Below are 21007 nucleotides of genomic sequence, written 5' to 3'. Positions count from 1 at the left end.
GTGCGGAAGAGCGGATGGCGGGGCAGGGCGCCGGCCGGCCGGCGCGGGTGAGGGGCGGTTCAGCGGTGGGCGAGGAGCTGGGCCGTCAGCGGCTCCAGCTCCAGGGAGTTGACGGTGCGAAGGGTGCGGACGGCCTCGGCGGGCAGCGCGGAGAACCCGGCGACCGAACCGGCTACGGCACCGGCGATCGCCCCGATGGTGTCGCTGTCCCCGCCGAGGTTGGCGGCGAGCAGCGCGGTCCGCCACGGGTCGCCGTCCGCCAGGGCGAGCACCGCGAACGCGGCGGGCACCGACTCCTGGCTCGCCACGCTGGTGCCGACGAGCGCCACGACCCGGTCCAGCGCCTCGGCCTCGTCGAGGCCGTGCACCAGCTCCCACGCCCACTCGATCCGGGCGGCGACGTCCGCCCCGGCGATCCAGTGCCCGCGCCGCGCGCCGGCCCGCGCGGCGGCCACGGCGGCGGTGACGGCCTCGTCGAGCGAGCCGCCGCCGACCCCCGTGCTGACGGCCGCCGCCACGGCGGCCGCGCCGGCGATGCCGATGGTGGTGTCGTGGGTGACCTGGCAGGACTCGACGACCCGGTCGACGAACGGGCCGAGCGGGTCGGCGGCGAAGGCGATCCCCACCGGGGTGACGCGCATCGCGGCGCCGTTGGTCGTACCGGTGCGGCCCGCCTCGTGCGGCGGGACACCGCGGGCGACCGCGTCCAGCGCGGCCTTGGTGGACGGGCCGAGGAGGTCGAAGGAGCCCTTGGCCTTCATCTCCTTCTCCCAGTCGAGCAGTTCGTGGGCGAGCCGCAGCGGATCGATCCGGCCGTGTCCCTCGACGAGGAGCCGGCCGACGATCACGGCCTGGTCGGTGTCGTCGGTGACGGACCCGGCGGGCATGCCCGCGCTGACCGGGTTGTCCGGACGGGCGGCCTCGAAGCCGGTCACGGTGCCGTACACCCGTACGACGTCCGGCCTGGACATCACCTGCGTGGGCATCCCGAGGGCGTCACCGAGGGCGAGTCCGTAGAACGCGCCCAGGGCGCGGTCGAGCCGGCCGGTCACGAGCGGCCCCCGTTGCCGGAGCGGACGTGCAGTTCGAAGCGGGCGGGGTCGAGCAGACTGCCGACCTGCTCGACCACCGAGCCGTCGGCGGCCCGGTACACCTGGTCGAGGCGGAGGAAGGATTCGCCGGGGGAGCGGTGCAGTACGGCCGCCTCGGCCTCCGTGAGCCCGCGGACCGAGACCACACCCTCGCCGGAGTCGCTGACCCGGCCCGCCGCGATCAGCTCGCGGCTGAGTGAACCGCCGTCGAGACCGCGCTCCGGCAGTCCGGCCAGGGACTCGGTGACCGGCACCCGGCTGCGCTCCAGCGACACGCCCTGCCCGTCGGGCAGCCGCCTGACCCGGTCCAGGGCGAGGAACACGTCGGAGGCGAGCGCGAGCCGTGCGGCCAGCTCCGGATCGGTGGTCTCCTCGAAGCGGAGGATCTCCGTCGTGAGCTCGGTGCCCTGCGCGGCCAGGGCCCGGGTCCAGCCCAGGCGGTTGTCGAGCGGCGCCCCGTCGAAGGTGACGAACGAGCCGATGCCCGCGTGGGTGGCGATGAGGCCCTCCTCGCCGAGAACCTGCAGGGCCTGCCTGAGGGTGGTGCGGCTGACGCCGAACCGCTCGGTGAGTGCGTGCTCGCCGGGGAGTCTGCTGCCGTCGGCATGGACCCCCGCTCGGATCTCGTCGGCGAGCACACGGGCGATGCGATGATGCTTGTGAACCTGTCCAGGCATGTCTAGACAGTAGGTGAACAAGTTCCGGCGGTCCAGAGGCTCCGACCCGCCTCCTACATTTGACTCTGTCAAAACTGGCGCACTAGGGTCGATATGTGCCGAGGTGGACGCGTCGAGGTGGCGGGAGCCCTTCGGTGCACAGCCGTCACCCCACCTCACCGCGCGAGGCGAGGGGGCCGACCTCATCGGGAGAAGGACATGCACTGTTACGACTGCGCCCAGTCGGGACGCCACGAGAGCAACGGGATCGGCGCCTGCACCCGTTGCGGCCTCTTCACCTGCGCCGACCACGCGCAGGTCCTGCGGACCACCGTCCAGCGTCCCGTCGGGGTGATCCCCATGACGAGCGTCCTCCCGTCCCGGCGCCTGGTCTGCGGCACCTGCCGTACGGCCGAGGCCGCCTAGAACCGACCGGGTCACCTCTGGTTGTATCGTCCCCCCGGGGCGGAACGGCCGCTGTGCCGCAGGAGAGCGACATGACCATGGAGCAGCTTGCGAGCGACCTGCTCAGACGCAAGGGCCTGCGCAGCACGGCCCAGCGCAGGGCCGTTCTCACCGCTCTGCAGGGTCATCCGCACTCCACGGCGGCCGACCTGGAGTCCCGCATCGGCACGGACCGCGCCGAGGGCGGCGGTCTCTCCCGGCAGGGCCTGTACAACGTGCTGGAGGACCTGACCAAGGCCCAGCTCGTCCGCTGCATCGAGCCCGCCGGCTCACCCGCCCGCTACGAGCTGCGCGTCGGCGACAACCACCACCATCTCGTCTGCCGCCGCTGCGGTCTGATCGAGGACGTCGACTGCAGCGTCGGCGTGGCACCGTGCCTCACCCCCGACGAGGACCGGGGATTCGCCGTCGACGAGGCCGAGATCACCTGGTGGGGACTGTGCGCGCGGTGCCGGCGGGCCACCGCGGGGCAGTAGGCCCGCTCGCCACCGCTGCACGTGACAGAGGTCACCCCGCCTCATCACCCTGATCAGGAATGCGCGTTCGCCGCATCCAGCTGCAACGTTCAAGGGGGTGGGCTGGGCAAGGGCGCTCGGTACGGCCGGCCACGGAGGGCGAAGCAACCGTCCGGTTCCGTCGGCCACCCCTCCCGGACCCGCCGTCCCCGAAAGGTTCCCCCGCTCATCATGCCTCTGGCTCTGCTTGCCCTTGCCGTCGTCACGTTCGGCATCGGCACCACCGAGTTCGCCACCATGGGTCTGCTGCCCCAGATCGCGGACGGCGTCGGGGTGTCGGTGCCGCACGCCGGCAACCTCGTCTCGGCGTACGCCCTCGGCGTCGTCGTCGGCGCCCCCCTGCTCACCGGCATCGGCGCCCGCGTGCCCCACAAGCGGCTGCTGCTCCTGCTGACCGGGCTCTTCGTCGTCGGCAACACGGCGTCCGCGCTCGCCCCGAACTTCGGCCTGCTGTTCGCCGCCCGCTTCCTCGCCGGACTGCCGCACGGCGCCCTGTTCGGCGTGGGCGCCGTCGTCGCCTCCCGGCTGGTCGCCGCCGACCGCGCGGCACGCGCCGTCTCCCGGGTCTTCCTCGGCCTCACCATCGCCAACATCGTCGGCGTCCCCGCCGGCACCGCCCTCGGCCAGCACCTGGGGTGGCGGTACGCCTACTGCGCGGTCGCCGTCATAGGCCTGGTGGCGCTCCTCGCCCTCGCCCTGCTCGTACCCCACCAGCCGCGCGGCCCGCAGGCCGGCATCCGGCAGGAACTGCGCGCGATGGGCAACCGGCAGGTCTTCATCGGCCTGGCCACCGCCGTCGTCGGGTTCGGCGGCTTCTTCGCCGTCTACAGCTACCTCGTCCCCATGCTGACGCACCTGACGGGCCTCTCCGACGCCTCGACCACCTGGGTCCTCGCCCTCTACGGCGTCGGCATGACCGTCGGCACCCTCGTCGCCGGCCCGCTCACCGACCGCGCCCTGCGCCCCACCCTGTACGCCGGGATCATCCTGCTGGGGGCCGCTCTGGTGGCGTTCTACTTCACCGTCCACAGCACGGTGCCGGCCCTGGTGACGGTCACCTTCATCGGCGCGATGGGCGCGCTCATCACCACGCCGGTCCAGATGCTCCTGATGCTGAACGCGAAGGACGCCCCGACGATGGCGGCGGCGTCCAACCACTCCGCCTTCAACATGGCCAACGCCGCCGGTGCCTGGCTCGGCGGCCTGGTCATCTCGGCGGGCTGGGGCTGGGCCGCGCCCAACCTGATCGGCGCGGCCCTCGCGGCGGCCGGCCTGGCGCTGGCCGTCACCGGCGGCCTCCTGGACCGCGGCAACCGCCCTCGAAGGTGGTCACCGGCCAGGAAGCCACAGAGGCTGACCGTGCCACCGCCCCCGCCCAGGGCGTGACCGAGTCGAACCGGGGCTGACCTCGTCGTCGCGGGCGGGCCGGCGCCACTGCCCCCGCCACCCATCTCCCCTGCAACGCGCCTTGACGGCCACGGCCTGGAACGTCGCGGACGCGGTCACGGCGCCCATCGCCTGACCACCGTCACGCGACCGGACCTACTCGTTGTCATGGCAGGTCGAAGGGCAAGCCGAGCGGCTGATACTGATGTCGCCGTGCCGTGCCGTGCCGGATCGTTCCCGGCTCGTTGCGTGCGTCCGCCGGTCGTGCTTGGGTCGCCTGATGAACTTTCTGCTGACGGCGAGTGGCCTGCGTAACGAGACGCTGCGGGACGCACTGCGGACATGCTGGGAAAGCCGTTCGGGTCGGCGAACGTCGTGTACCTTCCCACGGCGTCCGTCGCCGAGCCCGGGGACCACGGGTGGCTGGTCGCGGACATGAACCGGGTGCACGGCCTCGGCTGGCGCGAGTTCGACATCCTGGAGCTGAACGGCCTGCCCCGGCAGATGGTGCTCGACCGGCTGCTCGCAGCCGACGTCGTCTACGTCGGGGGCGGCAACCACTACCACCTCGCGCGCAGCATCACCGGCAACGGCCTGGCCGACGGTTTCCTGGAGGCGCTGGGGAACCGGGTCTACGTGGGGCTCAGCGCCGGATCAATGATCTTCAGCCGCCATCTCACCGCACACTCCGCCGACGTCATCGGGGACACCAAGGACCTGCACGTACTCGGGGCGACGACCGTGGAGCCGCCGTTCGGCCTCTTCGACTGGTACCTCAAGCCCCATCTGTACTCGCCGGACTTCCCCGAGCGGGACGACGCCTGGGCCGACCGCATCGCCGCGCGGGCGGACTTCCCGATCTACTTCATCGACGACGAGACGGCCGTGCGCGTCAGGGACGGCAAGCTGGACGTCGTCACTGAAGGCCGGTGGCGGTTCCATCCGTGACGTGTTCCCGGCCGGCGGTGCCCGGGGCGGCCGGGCAACCGTGCTTGCCGTTCCACGGCGCCGCGTGATCGGATGGCGGCAGCATCGCGTGCCGGTGACGGTCTGCGTCAGGCATGGAGGTGCGGAAACGAAGGGGCCGCCCTCCGTGGCTTCCCGTGACGGCGACCGTGCGGTCGCCTTGAGCCGACAGCTTGCCCGAACGCATGCAGAACTGCGCCGCCAGATCCGTGAGATCAGGAAGGGTCTGGGACAGCGCCGGCTGAGCGACGATGTCCTGCGCACCCATTGCCTGGCCTTCTGCACCGCGCTGACCTCGCACCATCGGGGCGAGGACGACGGACTGTTCTCCCAGCTCCTCCGGGAACGCCCGGATCTTGCTCCGACCATCACGAAACTCGTCGAGGACCACGGACTGATCGCCTCGATCCTGTCGCGGGTGGGCGAACTCGCGGACAGGGCTGTCGAACCCCGTGGGTCGGCCCTGGAGGAGATCGGGCGCGAGCTCGACGGGCTGGCGGCGATCATGGAATCTCACTTCGCCTACGAAGAGCGGACGATCGGTGAGGCGCTCGACGCCGGGGAACCCCACCCGGCCTGGGCCGACACGGTGTTCGGGATCGGGAGGTGACATGGAGCGGTTTCGCCGTGTCGCCACGCCTTGCCGACGACCTCCCGGAGCCGGCCCGCGACGGGAGCCCACAGTGCGGTCAGTCGGCCTCCGCCTCTGTGACCAGGGCGTCGATCGCCCCGCGCAGTGCCGCCAGTTCGGCCGGGGTGGGATCGGCCGGTTCGTGCGGCACCGGCGCAGCCGGGTTCACCACGGCTGTGGTGCCCTCAGGTCCCGGGGCTCCGGCGGCGAGGGCAAGGGGCCCGCTCATGTCGGGCAGCGGGGCGGTGAGACCGTCGGCGAGTTTCCGTAGCGCGGGCGCGAGCGGAGGCGACGGGAAGGGGAAGTCCGCGGGCAGCAGCGCGGCCTGCCGGGTGTGGTCCTCGCCGCGGAAGTCCAGGACCCAGTCCTCCCAGCCCGGCAAGGGCCAGTTGTGAATGCCGGCCACGGTCCGCACCGCCCACAGCGAGACGGTCCGGGCCTGCGGATCGAAATGAACCCCGCCCTCCGGCATGTCGGTCAGCGGGGGACTGGCCGACGACGCGGCGATCAGGTCGATCAGGCGGGGGCCGGCGGCGAGGTGGTCGACGGGTTCCCAGTCGCTGCCCCACGCGCGGACGCTGCCGTCGGGCAGCCGCACGGAGGCGACGGAGCAGGGCTCGGTGTACTCGCTGGACGCGAACCCGGAAGGCTCGAAGGTCTCGAACCAGCCCGGCGTACGGGTCAGGTCCCTGCCGAGGCCGAGGTGGTGGGTCAGATCGCCCATGCCGTCGTGCGCGAAGCGGACGTCCCAACCGGGCCAGGTCCGGGTCAGCACGGCGCGGGCGGCGACGTGGTCTGCCCAACTGTCCACGGAAGCGAACCAGAGCAGGGTCCGGCGGTCGTGGTCGACGAGTGCGGCACCCTCGCACCAGATGTCGTCGAGCCATTCGTCGATCTCCCGGTTGGCCCGGAAGCAGCGTGTCGCCGCGGCCGGACCGGCCAGCAGATCGTCAACGATCCGGTTGGCGGCCCAGTGCGAGTAGTACCGCTGCCAGGCGCCGTTCTCCACCACCACGTACTGCGCTCGTGCTCCCATGATCAGCGAGGCTAGCGCCGCTGCACGACGGGCGCCGAACGGTTTTCGGGCGGCCGGTTCGGGCTCGTCGCCCGCGGCTGCGCGGCTGCGCGGCTGCGGGGCTTGGGGTGCCCTCTTGCTGCGTTCCATCACTGGGCACGTACCGGGCGCGGCGCCACGCATCTCGCACGGCTTTCCGTGAGAGCGCGGTCCAGCCTTCACTGATCAGGCCGGCCGTTCCCGGAGTTCGACCAGCGTCGACGCGGTGAGGGGGAGCGGTGCGTCGGCCGGGTCGAGCAGGACGACCGTGCAGGTCGCGGCATGGGTGAGCGCGCTGGTGAGGCTGCCGTCGGCGAACTGGGCGAGCGGTCCGCGCGGTGAGCGGCCGACGGCGACGGCGCGGGCATGGACCTCGGCGGCATGCCGGGCGAGGACCCGGCCGGCGGCGGCGTGGTCGCCGACGCTGTCCAGGATCTGGCCGGTCGCGGCGACCCCCTGGGCCGCCAGCCGGTCGAGATGGGCGACGACCGCGGCCCGGGCCTCGTCGCGGGTCTCGGTGTCCGCCGCCAGTTCCTCCACGACGGCGGTCCGCTGTACGTGCACCACCTCCAGCGGGCTGCCGGTGTCCCGCGCGAGCCGGGCGGCGGCGTCCACGACGGACGCGGCCCCCTCGTGGGCGCCGACGGCCACGACGACCGGGGCCGGGCCGGCGTTGGCCTGCCGGCCGACGGGGGTGAGAGCGGGGCCGGCGGGCGCGCCGTCGGCCAGGCGGGCCTCCGCGTCCCGCAGCAGCCGGTGCCCGCTCGCCAGCACCGGGATCGCGAGCAGGAAGGTGCCGGCTCCCAGGTAGAACGGCACGCTCAGGTCGGTCGCGTCCGCCAGCTTCCCGGCGACGTACGGGGCCAGGCCGCCGCCGATGAAGCGCAGGAAGCCGTAGGCGGAGGAGGCGACGGGACGCTCGACCGGCGAGACGACCATCACCGCCTGAGTGGTGAGCGTGTTGTTGATGCCGATGAAGATCCCGCTGGCGATCACCGCGACGATGACGACCGTCGGCGTGTCGACGCCGGCGGCGATGACGGCCATCACCACGCCTAGGCCGACGAGGTTGGCGTACAGCACGGGTGCGGTGCCGAAGCGAGCCTGCAGGCGGGGTGCGAAGAAGACACTGAACGCGGCCACCAGCAGCCCCCAGCCGGTGAAGACAAGCCCCAGCTGGTGGGCGCTCAGCTCCATCGGATAGGGCGCGTAGCCGAGCATCGTGAAGAAGCCCCAGTTGTACAGCAGGGCCATGATGCCCATGGTCAGCAGTCCGCGGTGGCGCAGCGCGGTGAGCGGGGCCAGTGCCGGGGTGCGGTGCTCGGGCCTGGGCAGCGCGGGGACGAACGCCAGCGTCGCGAGGAGGGCTGTCGCCATCAGGACGGCGACGCCGAAGAACGGGCCCCGCCAGCTGATGGCGCCCAACTCGCCGCCCAGCAGCGGTCCGACGGCTATGCCGAGGCCGAGGGCGGTCTCGTAGAGGATGATCGCGCCGGCGAAGCCGCCGCTCGCCGAGGCGACGATGACGGCCAGCGAGGTGGCGATGAACAGGGCGTTGCCGAGACCCCACCCGGCGCGGAATCCGACGATGCCGTTGATCGAGCCGGAGGCGCCGGCGAGCGCGGCGAACACGACGATGACGGCGAGTCCCGTGACGAGGGTGCGCTTGGCGCCGATCCGGCTGGACACCCAGCCGACGATCAGCATCGCGACCGCGGTCACGATCAGGTAGCTGCTGAACAGGAGCGAGACCTGGCTCGGGGAGGCGTGCAGGCTCTCGGCCAGCGCGGGCAGGATCGGGTCCACCAGCCCGATGCCCATGAACGAGATCACGCAGGCGAACGCCACGGCCCACACGGCCTTCGGCTGCCTGAAGGGGCTCGCGGCCCTCTGGTGCGGAGCACTCATCGACGGTCCTCTCTCCGGATGCGGACGGATACGGACGGACGGGACGGCTGGCATGGACGGCATGTATGGGACGGACGGGACGGACGGCATGGGGTGGCGGTTGGGACGGGACTGTTCGGACGGACGGCACGGACGGGACGGTTGCTGGAGGGACTCGGCCCGGGGGAGTGGGGTCGGCGGGCGCCTCAGTCGCGTGCCCGGCGTTCCTCGATCGCGCGGGCCAGGGCCGGCAGGGCGAGCCGTACGGCCCGTTGTTCGGGCTCGGTCAGTTCCCCGACCAACTCCTGCAGGGCGCGGGTGCGTTCGGCGCGGCGCTGCCGGAAGACGCCGAGGCCGCTCGCGGTGATCTCCACGAGGACGCCCCGGCCGTCGGTGCCGTCCGCGCTGCGCGTCACCAGCCCCGCGCGCTCCAGCCGGCCGACGAGCTGGGTCATCCCCGGCTGTGAGACGCCTTCGGCGCGGGCCAGTTCGGTCAGCCGCAGCGGACCCTCCCGGCCGAGCCGGGCCAGCGCGGCGGAGGCGGTGGTGCTCAGACCGCCGGCGGTGGCGCTGTGCCGCACATGCCGTACCAACTGCTCGACGGCGGCCATCAGTTGCTCTGGCCCCCCGGCGAGATCGGGCTCGCCGCCCGCCCGGCCGTCGGCGGCCCGCTCTTCGACCCGGTCGTCCATAACGACATTATGCATCTAGGTGTACTGTGAAACAAAGGGTTGGCGAGAGCTTGTTCCGGCAGGACGGCTGCGGGGGCGTCACAGGTCGACGCGTACGCCCAACCCCCGCGCCCGTGCCGCGTCGTAGGCGACCCGGACCGCCGCGACGTCCAGGGCCGCGTGCCCGGTGGACTTGAAGACCGTGAGGGCCCCGGTGTCGCCGTCGCGCCCCGGATGGTCGCCGGCGAGGACGGAGCCGAGGAGGGTGACGGTCCGTTCCGGGGGCAGGTCCTGGAGTTCGTGGGCACCCGCGGGCGGCGGCGATGCGGACGCGCCGGTCCACTCCGTGAACAGGGCCGCGTCCCCGACCGTGCCGGGATCCAGTTCGGGCCCGTGCGAGCCGCCGACCGAGGAGACATGGACACCGGGGGACAGCCATTCCCTGCGGACGACGGGAGCGGTGGCGCCGGTGCAGCAGAACACCACGTCGGCCGTGCGCACCGCGTCCTCGATGCCGGGGGCGACCCGCGCGCCCGGGAACAGCGCGGCCGCTGCATCCGCCCGCGCCGGGTCACGGCCGGCCACGACGACCTCCGCCTGCGGACGGACGGCGGCGAGCAGTGCCAACGGGGCCCGCGCCTGAGCCCCCGTCCCCACCACCGCCACCCGGCCGAGACCGGGGCGCGCGGCCAGGGCCAGCGCACTTCGCGTGGCGGACGCCGCGGTCCGGACCGCGGTCAGCGCCCCGGCGTCGACCAGCGCGAGCGCCTGTCCGTCGTGCTCGTCGAAGAGGGCCACGAGTCCCCGGTGGAAACTCCGTCCGGGATGCTCCGGATCGGCGGTCACGGTCACCAGTTTCGCCGCCAGGCCCAGCCCGGTGACGTATCCGGGCATCGCGCCGAGCAGGCCGGCCGGCGTCAGCGCGGCGATCCGCGGCGGAACGGAGACCTCGCCACGGGCGACGGCGATGAGCGCCCGGCCCACCGCGTCGAGGACGGCGGCGGGCTCCAGCGCGGCGGCCGTCTGCCGGCGGTCCAGCACCAGCATCGCGCTCACCCGTCGGCCTCCGTTCCGCCGACGGACAGCGCCGCCACCAGTTCCTCGGCGGCTGCTGTCAACGCCCGCTTGACAGCGGCCAGTTGCGGGCCGCCGAACTCGGCCTCCGGTCCCACCACCGTCAGTGCGCACACCGGCGCCCCCGGATCGGGCACCACCGCCCGGCTGACCGAGGCCACCAGCTTGTCGTTACGGCCGTGCTCCACGGCGACACCGGTCCGTGCCACCTCGGCCAACTCCCGCGTCAGGTCGGTACCGTCCTCGGGGAGTCTGGCCAACCACCGCCTCCGCGCTTCCGGTTCGAGCGCGGCTACCAGGGCCAGCGGCCCGGCGAACCGCCGCACGGGCAGCAGTTCGCCCCGCAGATGGCTGATCATGGCGAGCCGTTCGGGCCGGACGACGTCGATCACCCGGCCGCCGCCCTCCTCCAGCACCTGGAGGTTGACCATCATCGAGGTCGTGGCCGACAACCGCTCGAGCACCGGACGGGCCAGCGCGGTCAGCGAGTTGCCCGCGGCCGACGCGGACATCCGCAGCACGGCGGCGCCCGGCAGGTAGCGGTCACCGGCCCGCAGCACCCAGCCCCGCCGGACCAGGTCCAGCAGGATCCGGTACGCGGTGGCGCGGTGCAGCCCGACCTCGGCGGCGAGGTCGGTCAGCCGCACGGGGTGCGGGGCACGCGAGACGGCCTCGACCAGGTCGAGGGCCTTGTCCACGGCCGACCGGGGCGGCCCCGGGGCGACGGGTGCGTCGGGCATGACGGCGGCTCTTCCCTCTCGTACCCGGCGCGGCGACGACCGCGGCCCGGCACGTGCTGTCCGGTGTGTCTGTCCGGTGCGTCCCGTTCGGGCCCTTGCGGCGGTGCGCCGGCTGCAGAGTACAGTGAGCTTGATTTTCGCCACACAATACAGATGTTACGTACCGCGTAACAACAAGCGGCCGCAGTGGACCGAAGGGTGACCATGACCGACCTGCCCCCGGGCGCCCCGACCCCCTGGGCCGCTCCGCCCGCCGGAACCGTCACCGTCTACCGCGGCGCCACCCTCTTCGACGGCACCGGCGGCCCGCTCCGCCCGAACACCACGATCGTCACCGACGGCGCCCGCCTGCACACCGTCTCAGGCGACGCCGACCCGCTGCCCTCGCACGCCGCCGACGCCCCCCAGGTCGACCTCGCGGGACGATTCGTCGTCCCCGGCCTCATCGACACCCACCAGCACCTGGCCACCCCGCCCGACCGGCCCGTCGCCGAAGCCGTACTCCGCCGTCTGGTGCACAGCGGGGTCACCGCCGTGCGTGACATGGCCGACGACCTGCGCCACGTCGGCGACCTGGCCCGGGCCACCCTGGTCGGCGAGATCCCCGGCCCCGACATCCGCTACGCCGCCCTCATGGCCGGGCCCTCCTTCTTCGACGACCCCCGCACCCACGAGGTCTCCCGCGGGGCCGTGCCCGGTGCCGTCCCCTGGATGCAGGCCGTCACCCCCGGCACCGACCTGCCGATCGCCGTCGCCCTCGCGCGCGGCACCCACGCCGCCGCGATCAAGGTCTACGCCGACCTGGACGCCGCGACAGTCGCCGCCGTCACCGCCGAGGCGCACCGCCAGGGCATCGCCGTCTGGGCGCACGCCACCGTCTTCCCCGCCGGGCCGGGCGAGGTCGTCGCCGCGGGCGTCGACAGCGTCTCCCACGTCACCCTGCTCGCCTTCGAGGACCCCACCGAGCCGCTGAGCAGCTACAAGACCAAACCGCCGGTCGATCACGACCGCTTCGCCGCGGGCGACGCCCCGGAACTGGCCGCGCTCTTCGCCGAGATGCGCCGCCGCGGCACGGTCCTGGACGCCACCGCGTCCATGTGGACCAGCGACGAACTCCGGGGCGACACCGCCGAGTCCGCCGAACGGGCCGCCCGCAACGCCGAGCTGGCCGCCGCCGTCACCGCCCAGGCTTACCGCGCGGGCGTCGACGTCTGCACCGGCACCGACCACGAGACCGACGCCGACGACCCCTTCCCCGCCCTGCACGGCGAACTCGCCTTCCTCGTCGACCGCTGCGGCATCCCCACCGCCGACGTCCTGCGCTCGGCCACCCTCGTCGGCGCCCGCGCCGCGGGCACCGAGGCGGACATGGGCACCGTCGAACCCGGCAAGCTCGCCAACTTCGCCGTCCTGGACGAGAACCCCCTCCACGACATCGGCAACCTGCGCACCATCACGTACACCGTCAGACGCGGACGCCGTTTCGACCGCGCCGAGTTCGACAAGGACGCCCAGTGACCGACAGCGCAGCGCCGCCGTCCGTCCCGTGATCGTCGACGCCCTGGGCCGGCTCGACTACCCCACCACCTGGGCCGCCCGGGCCGCCACGACCCAGCTGTTCTTCTCGCTGCGGACGTTGGTCGGCGTGAAGCGCGGATCGCCCTTGTTCCTCGCCGTCCACCGACGGATCTTGGCACCGCTTGCGAGCGGAGAGGATGTCGAGGATGACGTAGATCGGGGCGCCGTCCGGCAGCGCACCGTGCCCGTGTTGGCACAGCGCACGATCCGCTGAAGGCTGTCCCCCGCGACATCCGACAGCCACCGGACCCGCACCGACTCCGCCACCACGTCTGTCCCCTGCGACCGGCTAACGGCCTTGCAGAGCCTTCGCAATCAGGTCGTGAATGAGGTACTCACCAGGGGCTCGGTTCTCCTTGAGGCGGGGGAGGTCCTCCGGCCCGAACCAGCCGTAGGCGGTGTGCTTGGACCACTCCAGGGCGGGGTGGTCCAGGTCGCCGTCGACCTCGACGAGGTAGTCGGCCTCGCGCCGTGTGCCGTCACCGTCGCCGGTCCACGTGGCGATCCCGAGCAGGCGCCGTACCCGGCGCACACGCCAGCCGGTCTCCTCATCGACTTCCCGGACGAGCGTGTCCAACAGGGTCTCGCCCGGCTCGACATGGCCGCCGACGATGTCCCAGCAGTCGGGGAAGAGCCGCCGGTCGGGGCTGCGCTTTTGGGCGAAGGCGTGGCCGTCCCGGTTGAGGATGACCGCACCGGCCGTCCAGACCTCGCCGCCGGCGGGGACCGGGATCTCGACGCCGCGGTCCACTTTCACATAGGACTGATCCTCTGACACAGCCTCACTGTAGGGCGGGTGTCCGGTCACGACACGGGACTCGTCAGGTGTCGCTCTCACCTCGACCCAGCCTCTGCGCCGGATCACACCCGTCACGGGGCCCTGGGTCACCAGGGCCCCGTGACGGGTCCGGTCGCGGAGCCGACCGAACAGGCCACTGGCGCGGCGTTCGGGTTCGCGCTCGGCTACGGCGACAGAAGTCCTCCCGCCCGCCTTCCGGCGGGCGAGAGTGTCAGGCCCGGACCGTCTTGAGGGCGCGGCCCCAGGATTCCAGCTGCCACAGCCCAGACCGCGGACTCATGAAGTTTCAAGTCAGGTCTCTGTCTCGTGAATGTTCATGCCGGATAGACTCCGGGCATGCCTGAACAGCCTCGGCACCCGAACCCTCAGCCCCGCTGGCTATCCGCGGCAGAACGGGAGACCTGGCAGCAGTTCGCCATGATGCTGCACAGGCTGCCTGCCGCCCTGGGGGCTCAGCTGCAGCAGGACGCAGACCTCAGTTACATCGAGTACTACGTCCTAGCGGGACTGTCCGATCAGCCGGAACGCCGCATGCGGATGAGCGACTTGGCCGTCCTCGCCCACTCCGAGCAGTCCCGCCTCTCGCACATGATCAGCAGGCTGGAACGCCGGGGCTTCGTCCGCCGCGAGCCGGACCCCACCAACGGCCGCTACACCCACGCGATCCTGACCGACGCCGGCCACGCCCATCTCGTCGAGGCTGCCCCGGGACACGTGGCCCGGGTGCGCGACCTCGTCTTCGACGTGCTCGACCCCGCCGAGCTGGACAACCTGCGCACCGCCGCCCAGAAGATCAGCGAGAGCATCGACCGCAGGGAGCAGCGGAAGTAACCCGCAAGACACGGCCCCTCGGCTGTAGCAGCGGGACGCCACGCCGCCGCGGCCGGTTCGGGGAGCCCACTTCGGGAGAAGAACGAGCCGGCTGAAGGCGACTGAGTGCGTGCGGGAGACACGGCCCGCCCGCATCGACGGTCGACGGCCTCGTCACGCGGGACGTGCACGAAGCGGTCGACGCTCGTCGGCCGGCGCGAGACCCGACCCTCACTTGAATATCCAGGTCACACCCCGGACGGCGATTCATGAAGGTTCAACCGTGTACGGGTGCGGGCGGGAATCAGCTGGTTGAGCGAAGTTCAGGCGTGGGCGTCCTCGACAACGACTCGTCGCACTGTGCGCAGCGTCGACTGGAGACGGTCCAGATCGGTCGAACCCAGAGCGAGGCGGAGCGCCTGTGGCGTGTGTGCCGAGGTGGTGAAGGGCTCCGCTGTGCTTACCGAGATGTGCTGACGTGCGAGGTCGGCGGTCAGGCGATCGGCGCGTGCGTCGTCGGGCAGCGGAAGCCAGGTGAAGTAGGACGAGGGGTGGCTGACGAGCGGCAGACCTGCCAGTTCTCGTCCCGCGAGTGCTTGGCGGGCTTTGGCGTCCTCTCGTTTCTGCACTTCCAAGTGGTCCACCGTGCCGTCGTCGAGCCAGCGGCAGGCGATCGCGGTGGTGAGGGCCGGGGTGTTCCAGGTGGTTGCCCGAATCGCGCGTTCGAGTGGTGGCACCGCGAAGGACGGGGCGAGGACGAAGCCCACCCGGAGGCCGCTGGCGACACTTTTGGACAGCCCCGAGACGTAGACGGTGATGTCCGGCGCGGTCGCGGCCAGAGGAGGTGGTGGGTCCTCGACCAGGTAGGCGTAGGAGGCGTCTTCGATGATGAGCGGGCCGTGCTGTCGAGCGATCTTGATCAGGCGGGTTCGGTCGGTCGCCGGCATGACCCACCCCAGAGGGTTGTGCAAGGTCGGCATGGTGTAGATCGCCCGCACAGGGCGGGTCGCGCACAGCTTCCCCAGGGCATCGAGATCCGGACCGTCGGTGGTTGTCGGTATGGGCTCCACGTCGAGGTGAAAGGCGTGCGCGAGCACCTTGAAACCGGGATAGGTGAGTGCGTCGACAGCGACGACGTCCCCGGCGTTGAGGATGGCCATGACGGTGACGGCAAGGCCGTGCTGCGCACCGTTGACGGTGAGGATCCGGTCCGCGTCGGCGGTGATTCCCCGGCGCCTCAGGTGCCGTGCGATCGAGGCTCTGTCCTGGGGGCGCCCTCGATGGGGTTGGTAGTGCAGCAGCGAGTCGAGATCACCGGAGGTGGCCACGTCCCGCAGAGCCTGCCGAAGGAGATCGGCCTGCCCGGGCAGCGACGGGTAGTTGAAGCTGAGGTCGACCGCATCCGTGGCGACGACCTGCAGATCGATGCCGTGACCGGCGGGGACCGCGATGTCACGCACGAACGTGCCGCGGCCTTGTTCCCGGCTCACCAGGCCCATGGTTTCGAGTTCGGCGTACACCCGGGTCGCTGTCACCACGGCGATGCCCTCACGGGCGGCGAGCCCACGGTGTGTCGGCAGCCGCACGCCTGCGGCGAGCCGCCCGGCCCGGATGTCGGATGCGAGCGCATCGACCAGCTTTTTGTACCGCGATGCTGCCATGCACCGAATTGTATCCATGACAATTCTTTGACTGTCCTGCTCACGGGTCCTTACCGTCAAGACCCACCCCACTCCTAGGGAAGGGCAGCCGCCGTGCACATCGCCATCCTCACCTTCGAGGGCTACAACGAGCTCGACTCCCTGATCGCGCTCGGTGTGCTCAACCGCATCAGGACCGACGACTGGCGCGTCACCATCGCCACCCCCAGCCCCAAAGTGACGTCAAGGAACGGGGTGGTCATCGAACAGATGGCCACTCTTGAGGAAGCGTGCACCGCTGACGCCGTCATCGTCGGCAGTGGTACCGCTACCCGCGAGGTCGTCGAAGACCCGGCGATCATGAACATCCTGCGCGCCCTGGACCCCACGCGCCAACTCATCGCCGCGCAGTGCTCCGGCGCGCTCGTACTGGCCAGGCTCGGCCTGCTCAACGACATCCCCGCCTGCACCGACCTGACCACCAAGCCATGGGTCATGGCCGCCGGCGTCGAGGTGCTCAACCAGCCCTTCTACGCCAAGGACAACATCGCCACCGCCGGCGGCTGCCTCGCTTCGCACTACCTCGCCACCTGGATCATCGCCCGCCTCGCGGGCAACGACGCCGCCGAAAACGCACTGCACTACGTCGCCCCGGTCGGCGAGAAGGAGGAATACATCGAGCGCGCCTGGCGCAACATCACTCCCTACCTGCCCGCACCCGCACCGGCGCTCGTCTGACCAGTCGCAGGCAGTGCAGCGGTCGGGGCACGCCGGTGCCGCGGTCCGAAGCCGGATGCGGACGCGCTGTGCCTGCTCAGGTCGTGAGCTGGAGGGCGTCCAGCACGGCGGTGACGTCCCGGCGCGCGGCATCGTCCAGGCCGCGCAGGGGGCGCGGCAGGTTCGGCTCCGACGTCAGGCCGAGGTGGGACGCCGCGGCGGACAGGACGCGCAGACCACCGTGCTGACGGAGCAGGGCCCACAACGGCTCGAGCGCGTCGGACGACTCGGTGGCCCGGCCCGCGTCACCGGCCAGGGCCGCGCGGGCGAGGGCGAGCGCGGTACGGGGGAACAGGCCGCCCATGGCGGAGTACCAGACGTCGCACCCGGCATTCAGGCCGCGCACGCCGGCCCAGTCGCCGCTCACGCCGATGGTGACCGTCTCCGGGATCACCGCTCGCAGCGCGTCGATCCGGGCCTTGGCCTGGTCGAAGTCGTCCGGAACAGCGGGGATCTTGATCGAGCGGACGTTCGGCAGCCGGGAGATGCGGCCGTGCAGTTCGTCGGTGAAGTGCACCTGGGTGGTGCGGGGGTTGTCGTACACGCACAGCGGCACGGACAGCTCGCGGGTGACGTCCTCGTAGAGGCCGAACACCTCGTCGTCCGTGAGCGGTTGGTACGTCACCGGTGCGAGCAGCACCGCCCGCGCTCCGGCTTTCTGGGCGTCCTCGGCCAGAGCCAGGACGTGGGAGGTGCGCGGCGCGCCGATGGAGACCATGACGGGAACGTCGCCGGCGGCCTCGACCGCGACTTGCGCGGTGCGGGCACGCTCTTCGCGGGTGAGGTAGGCGTAGCCCCCGGTGGAGCCGAGCGCCCCGATAGAGTCCACTCCGGCAGCGGTGAGGCGGGCCACGAGCGAGGCGTACGCGGAATGGTCGATGCCCTGATCGTCGGTGGGTGTCAGGGGGAAGGCGCTGAGGCCGTGGAACATGACGGTTCTCTCGGCAATCGATCGAAGTGATCCAGGGCAGGTGCACCAAGGATATGGTTTAATTATAAAACTAGCATTTTCGGGAGGTGGCATCCGTGCGCAAGACGGACCTCAGTGGGGCCACCTGCCCCATCGCTCGCTCACTCAGTGACATCGGTGACTGGTGGTCGCTGCTCATCGTCCGGGACGCACTGGCCGGCATGACCCGCTTCAGCGAGTTCCAGCGCAGCCTCGGCTGCGCCAAGAACATCCTCAGCGCGCGCCTGGCCAAGCTCGTCGAACGTGAGGTGCTGACCCTCGCGCCGGCGTCCGACGGCAGCGCCTACAGCGAGTACCGGCTCACCGAGAAGGGCAAGGCCCTGCGGGTCCCGCTCGTGGCACTGCGGCAGTGGGGCGAAGAGTTCCTGTTCGAACCCGACGAGGAGCGGCTCGGTCTCGTCGACAAGCGGGACGGCCTGCCGGTGGCTCCCCTCGCACTGCGCGCCCAGGACGGGCGGCCCCTGGGGCCCGACGACGTCCAGGTCAGCGCGACCCTGCCTGAGGCCGGCACCGTTCCCGACCCCGCTTGATCCGAGGCCGCGCCTGGTCACGCCGGCACCCCGGCACGGCGGTCCCGTGTCGCGACTGCGGAGCGCTGGTACGCACCGCTGCGGCGACGGCGTCCCTTGCGCGCCGGGCTGCGGGGTCACCAGCGCGGCTCGTCCTCGGCGAGCTGAAGCTCACCCCTCCCGAACGAGAAACTTTCGTTCGGGACCGGAATCAGCGCGATGAACACGTCGTCGGGTGAGATGCGCAGAGCCTCGACCACCAGTCTGTTGATGGCTGCGGCCACGGCCCGCTTGTGCTCGAGAGGCCGATGGGCACCGAGGAGAAGAGTGATGATCATGGCGTCGTCGCTGCGCTGCATCCCCATGAAGGTCGGGTCGAGGTACAGCTCGTTCTCGCCATGCTCACTGATCATGATGAATCGGTCACCCTCGGGAATTCCGAGTGCCTGTACCAGCGACTGGTTGAGCGCGTCGGCGAGTGCGCGCTTCTGGTCCGGCGAGAAGCGGCCGGCGGGAACGTGAGCGTTGAAAACGGGCATGATGGGCTCCTACGGGAGTGGGGTGTGGGTGCACACCCGCTCTCGAACCCAAGGAACTCGTCGTCATACCCGGCGGCCACTTCGATCCCTACCTCGCCGGCTTCGACGCAAGCACCTCTGCCGCCATCCGTTTCTTCCGCACCCACCTGAACGCCCGTTAGGTTCGTTTGCGGTGCCGACGCATCTGGCGCGCCCCCACGTAGCTTTCGGGTCGCCCTGCGCCGCCTCGCCCTCACGAGCGAGGCGGCACTGCCGGGATCGGTAATCCGGTCGCCTGACCGACGACACCTCGTGTCCGCGAAAGCCGGTGTGTGGTCGTCCGGCGGACGTCGTCATCGCCGGCCTGGCCCTGGCGCGGAACCCGGGAGTCGTCGAAGGGCATGACAACAGGATCAAGATGCTCGAACGCCAGGTGTTCGGCCGTGCAGTCTTCCGACTTCGCCGACGCGTCCTGCTCGTGTCAAACGGCCGGGTCCCAGGGGGTCTACGTCTCTGCCGGGCCGCGCTGCCGTCTGGTTCATGCGGGGCGCCGACGATTTCGATGTTGAAGGAATCGGGTCGGCGGCGGGGTGCGAATGCTCACGAGCCGGCTCTCACTTGAAGATTCATGAGTCGCGACCTAGGGTGTGACATGAAAGTTCAAGTGTGGTGGTCGGCTGCGCACCGGACCGTGAGCGTCGGCCGCTCTCGCGCGTTAGGGAGAAGACATGTCTCGTTCTGTGCAGAGTGCGCCAAGGGTGGGCTGGAAGACCCGGAACATCGTCCTGTGGGTCCTTCAGGTCATTCTGACGGGCGTGTTCGTCATGGCGGGGGCCTCGAAATTGGCCGGCGCTCAGGAGATGGTGAAAATCTTCCAGGACGTCGGTGCCGGGCAATGGCTTCGGTACGTCACCGGTTCCCTCGAGCTGGCCGGAGCCGTCCTGTTGCTCGTTCCCCGACTGAGTGCCCTGGGCGGGCTGATACTCACCGGAGTCATGACGGGCGCATTTCTGACCTGCCTGTTCGTGATCGACGAAAGTCCGGTACCGGCAGCGGTGCTGCTCGTCCTGGCGGCAGTCGTCATGTGGAACCGCCGTGAGCTCACGCTCGGCGTCCTCGGTCGGAGGGGGACGGCCGCTTGACCGGTCCGGTCCCGGCCCGTGGGGCCGGCCTGCGTCCGTGACGCGGCCACCGTCTCAGGTGTACCCGCCCCGCGTACCCGGCCACCTGTATCCCCGCGGGCCGGCCGCGTTCGAGGCCCGCAGGCCTACCGCGGCGGCAAGGTCACCGCGCCGAGGCCGTCACCGCCGAAGGGCCACACCGTAGTGGGCCCAGCGTGGTGCGGTGCCGTGGGGCGGCCGACCTGGCCGGGCCGGCCGGAGGACCTGCCGCCACGGTCACAGGCCGAACATCAGCCAGGCCTGGTGGCTGACCCAGTCGGGATACAGCTCGGTCATGGTGTCGTAGATTTCGCGGTCGCTCGATGCTTCTTGCTGAGCCCGGCCGAAGTCGACGAGGTAGCGCTTCGTCGCGTCGATGATCTCCGGTCCGTCCGGGGCCCCTGGCTTCTTGTGGCCGGCGACGACGGTCTTCGGGTTCAGCGCCGCCAGGCGATCCAGTGCGGCGATCCACTCCTGCCGGCTCTCGGGCGTGGTGGCGCCGACGAACATGTGGCACTGGTTGTAGACGACGTCCCCGCCGACGACGAGGCCGATCTCCGGTACGTGCAGGGACGTGCTGTCGACGGCGTCGGTGCGGCCCTGGTGGATGATGCGAAGTTCGTGGTCCTCCAGGGTGAAGACGTCGCCGTCGTAGGGGTCGGGCAGTGTGATCGTCGCCGGAAGCTGACCGGGCCAGAGCTTGCGGTAGGCCGACATGCGCGGTGACTGTGCGCGCATCAACTCCACCGACTTCGGTGTGGCGATCGCCCGGGCGTCGGGGAACCGCTGCAGCAGCACGCTGAGTCCCGCGTAGTGGTCGATGTGACCGTGGGTGATGTAGATCGTGGTGAGGTTGCGATGGTGCAGCGCGACCCAGTTGGCCAGTGCCTCGGCCTCGGCAACGGTGGTGAGCGTGTCGACGAGGACGGCGTCGTTCTCGCCGAAGATCAGGGTCGAGGTGGTCGGATCCCACGCCATCGGCGGGCCGAACGGCCGGGGCCGCTCGCCCACCACGGCCTTCTCGGGCGCGGTGAAGACGTTGACGCTCAGTGCGGATGTCATGTCGTGCGTTCCTCTCGGTGTCGGCGTGCGCTGTTGCCTTGGTGCAAA

General features: G+C 71.2%; 21 protein-coding genes and 2 pseudogenes. 11 read left to right on the top strand and 12 right to left on the bottom strand.

Going from position 1 to position 21007, the window contains the following annotated elements; all coding sequences use genetic code 11:
• Nucleotides 1-59: 59 nt before the first annotated feature.
• Both BLW82_RS01750 and BLW82_RS01745 read right to left on the bottom strand, forming a co-directional pair.
• Entirely contained in the window at nucleotides 60-1052 is a 993-nt protein-coding gene (locus tag BLW82_RS01750) for an ADP-ribosylglycohydrolase family protein (RefSeq protein ID WP_093497126.1), read from the bottom strand.
• Complete coding sequence (locus tag BLW82_RS01745; RefSeq protein WP_093497125.1) at nucleotides 1049-1768, bottom strand: GntR family transcriptional regulator; 720 nt, start codon at nucleotides 1766-1768, stop codon at nucleotides 1049-1051. Before BLW82_RS01745 ends, BLW82_RS01750 begins: the two co-directional genes overlap by 4 nt.
• A gap of 198 nt (nucleotides 1769-1966) precedes the next feature.
• Between BLW82_RS01745 and BLW82_RS01740 the strand changes: the two genes are divergently transcribed.
• The 5 genes and pseudogenes from BLW82_RS01740 (at nucleotide 1967) to BLW82_RS01720 (ending at nucleotide 5689) form a co-directional block, all read left to right on the top strand.
• A complete protein-coding gene (locus tag BLW82_RS01740) occupies nucleotides 1967-2173 on the top strand; it encodes a DUF2180 family protein (protein ID WP_177232799.1) in 207 nt (68 codons plus the stop codon).
• Nucleotides 2174-2244: 71 nt separating this feature from the next.
• Nucleotides 2245-2688 carry a Fur family transcriptional regulator gene (locus BLW82_RS01735; RefSeq protein WP_256215594.1) on the top strand — a complete coding sequence of 148 codons (444 nt, stop codon included), beginning with the start codon at nucleotides 2245-2247 and terminating at the stop codon, nucleotides 2686-2688.
• Between the two features lie 210 nt (nucleotides 2689-2898).
• Nucleotides 2899-4133 (top strand): annotated as a pseudogene (locus tag BLW82_RS01730) (MFS transporter).
• Between the two features lie 260 nt (nucleotides 4134-4393).
• Nucleotides 4394-5061 (top strand): annotated as a pseudogene (locus BLW82_RS01725) (Type 1 glutamine amidotransferase-like domain-containing protein).
• Nucleotide 5062: 1 nt separating this feature from the next.
• A complete protein-coding gene (locus BLW82_RS01720; RefSeq protein ID WP_256215592.1) occupies nucleotides 5063-5689 on the top strand; it encodes a hemerythrin domain-containing protein in 627 nt (208 codons plus the stop codon).
• Between the two features lie 79 nt (nucleotides 5690-5768).
• Here the strand turns inward: BLW82_RS01720 and BLW82_RS01715 are convergent, their stop codons facing one another.
• The 5 genes from BLW82_RS01715 to BLW82_RS01695 all read right to left on the bottom strand — a co-directional run bounded on the left by BLW82_RS01715 (nucleotide 5769) and on the right by BLW82_RS01695 (nucleotide 11136).
• Nucleotides 5769-6746, bottom strand: coding sequence for a hypothetical protein (locus BLW82_RS01715; protein WP_143063632.1), 978 nt, complete (start codon nucleotides 6744-6746; stop codon nucleotides 5769-5771).
• 204 nt (nucleotides 6747-6950) lie between these two features.
• A complete protein-coding gene (locus tag BLW82_RS01710; RefSeq protein ID WP_093497120.1) occupies nucleotides 6951-8672 on the bottom strand; it encodes an MFS transporter in 1722 nt (573 codons plus the stop codon).
• A 185-nt stretch (nucleotides 8673-8857) separates the two neighbouring features.
• Nucleotides 8858-9262 (bottom strand): MarR family winged helix-turn-helix transcriptional regulator, encoded by a 405-nt coding sequence (locus BLW82_RS01705; RefSeq protein ID WP_093507785.1) that lies wholly within the window; start codon nucleotides 9260-9262, stop codon nucleotides 8858-8860.
• A gap of 159 nt (nucleotides 9263-9421) precedes the next feature.
• Entirely contained in the window at nucleotides 9422-10369 is a 948-nt protein-coding gene (locus BLW82_RS01700; protein WP_256216169.1) for an ornithine cyclodeaminase family protein, read from the bottom strand.
• A gap of 5 nt (nucleotides 10370-10374) precedes the next feature.
• Nucleotides 10375-11136 (bottom strand): IclR family transcriptional regulator, encoded by a 762-nt coding sequence (locus BLW82_RS01695; protein ID WP_093497118.1) that lies wholly within the window; start codon nucleotides 11134-11136, stop codon nucleotides 10375-10377.
• A gap of 204 nt (nucleotides 11137-11340) precedes the next feature.
• Here BLW82_RS01695 and BLW82_RS01690 point away from each other — a divergent pair, with 204 nt between their 5' ends.
• Both BLW82_RS01690 and BLW82_RS01685 read left to right on the top strand, forming a co-directional pair.
• A complete protein-coding gene (locus tag BLW82_RS01690; RefSeq protein ID WP_093497117.1) occupies nucleotides 11341-12654 on the top strand; it encodes an amidohydrolase family protein in 1314 nt (437 codons plus the stop codon).
• A 28-nt stretch (nucleotides 12655-12682) separates the two neighbouring features.
• On the top strand, nucleotides 12683-12928 hold the full coding sequence (locus BLW82_RS01685; RefSeq protein ID WP_093497116.1) for a hypothetical protein: 246 nt from the start codon (nucleotides 12683-12685) through the stop codon (nucleotides 12926-12928).
• 75 nt (nucleotides 12929-13003) lie between these two features.
• On the opposite strand, the gene BLW82_RS01680 is transcribed toward BLW82_RS01685, so the two are convergent.
• A complete protein-coding gene (locus tag BLW82_RS01680; protein WP_256215591.1) occupies nucleotides 13004-13492 on the bottom strand; it encodes an NUDIX hydrolase in 489 nt (162 codons plus the stop codon).
• 357 nt (nucleotides 13493-13849) lie between these two features.
• On the opposite strand from BLW82_RS01680, the gene BLW82_RS01675 reads away from it, so the two are divergent.
• Nucleotides 13850-14344, top strand: a complete 495-nt coding sequence (locus tag BLW82_RS01675; RefSeq protein ID WP_177232797.1) for a MarR family winged helix-turn-helix transcriptional regulator — start codon at nucleotides 13850-13852, stop codon at nucleotides 14342-14344.
• 302 nt (nucleotides 14345-14646) lie between these two features.
• Here the strand turns inward: BLW82_RS01675 and BLW82_RS01670 are convergent, their stop codons facing one another.
• On the bottom strand, nucleotides 14647-15984 hold the full coding sequence (locus tag BLW82_RS01670; protein ID WP_093497114.1) for an aminotransferase-like domain-containing protein: 1338 nt from the start codon (nucleotides 15982-15984) through the stop codon (nucleotides 14647-14649).
• Nucleotides 15985-16077: 93 nt separating this feature from the next.
• Between BLW82_RS01670 and BLW82_RS01665 the strand changes: the two genes are divergently transcribed.
• On the top strand, nucleotides 16078-16701 hold the full coding sequence (locus tag BLW82_RS01665; RefSeq protein WP_093497113.1) for a DJ-1/PfpI family protein: 624 nt from the start codon (nucleotides 16078-16080) through the stop codon (nucleotides 16699-16701).
• Nucleotides 16702-16777: 76 nt separating this feature from the next.
• Here the strand turns inward: BLW82_RS01665 and BLW82_RS01660 are convergent, their stop codons facing one another.
• Nucleotides 16778-17671, bottom strand: coding sequence for a dihydrodipicolinate synthase family protein (locus BLW82_RS01660; protein WP_093497112.1), 894 nt, complete (start codon nucleotides 17669-17671; stop codon nucleotides 16778-16780).
• 95 nt (nucleotides 17672-17766) lie between these two features.
• Here BLW82_RS01660 and BLW82_RS01655 point away from each other — a divergent pair, with 95 nt between their 5' ends.
• Nucleotides 17767-18240, top strand: coding sequence for a winged helix-turn-helix transcriptional regulator (locus BLW82_RS01655; RefSeq protein WP_093507783.1), 474 nt, complete (start codon nucleotides 17767-17769; stop codon nucleotides 18238-18240).
• A 116-nt stretch (nucleotides 18241-18356) separates the two neighbouring features.
• On the opposite strand, the gene BLW82_RS01650 is transcribed toward BLW82_RS01655, so the two are convergent.
• On the bottom strand, nucleotides 18357-18758 hold the full coding sequence (locus BLW82_RS01650; protein ID WP_093497111.1) for a tautomerase family protein: 402 nt from the start codon (nucleotides 18756-18758) through the stop codon (nucleotides 18357-18359).
• A gap of 737 nt (nucleotides 18759-19495) precedes the next feature.
• Between BLW82_RS01650 and BLW82_RS01645 the strand changes: the two genes are divergently transcribed.
• Nucleotides 19496-19879, top strand: a complete 384-nt coding sequence (locus BLW82_RS01645) for a DoxX family protein (protein WP_218162343.1) — start codon at nucleotides 19496-19498, stop codon at nucleotides 19877-19879.
• A 255-nt stretch (nucleotides 19880-20134) separates the two neighbouring features.
• Here the strand turns inward: BLW82_RS01645 and BLW82_RS01640 are convergent, their stop codons facing one another.
• Nucleotides 20135-20959, bottom strand: a complete 825-nt coding sequence (locus tag BLW82_RS01640) for an MBL fold metallo-hydrolase (protein WP_218162342.1) — start codon at nucleotides 20957-20959, stop codon at nucleotides 20135-20137.
• Between the last annotated feature and the right edge of the window lie 48 nt (nucleotides 20960-21007).

Source organism: Streptomyces sp. Ag109_O5-10 (genome assembly GCF_900105755.1).
GTDB lineage: Bacteria > Actinomycetota > Actinomycetes > Streptomycetales > Streptomycetaceae > Streptomyces.
Note: the sequence above shows the minus strand (reverse complement) of the source record. Positions and strands in the feature narration are given on the sequence as shown.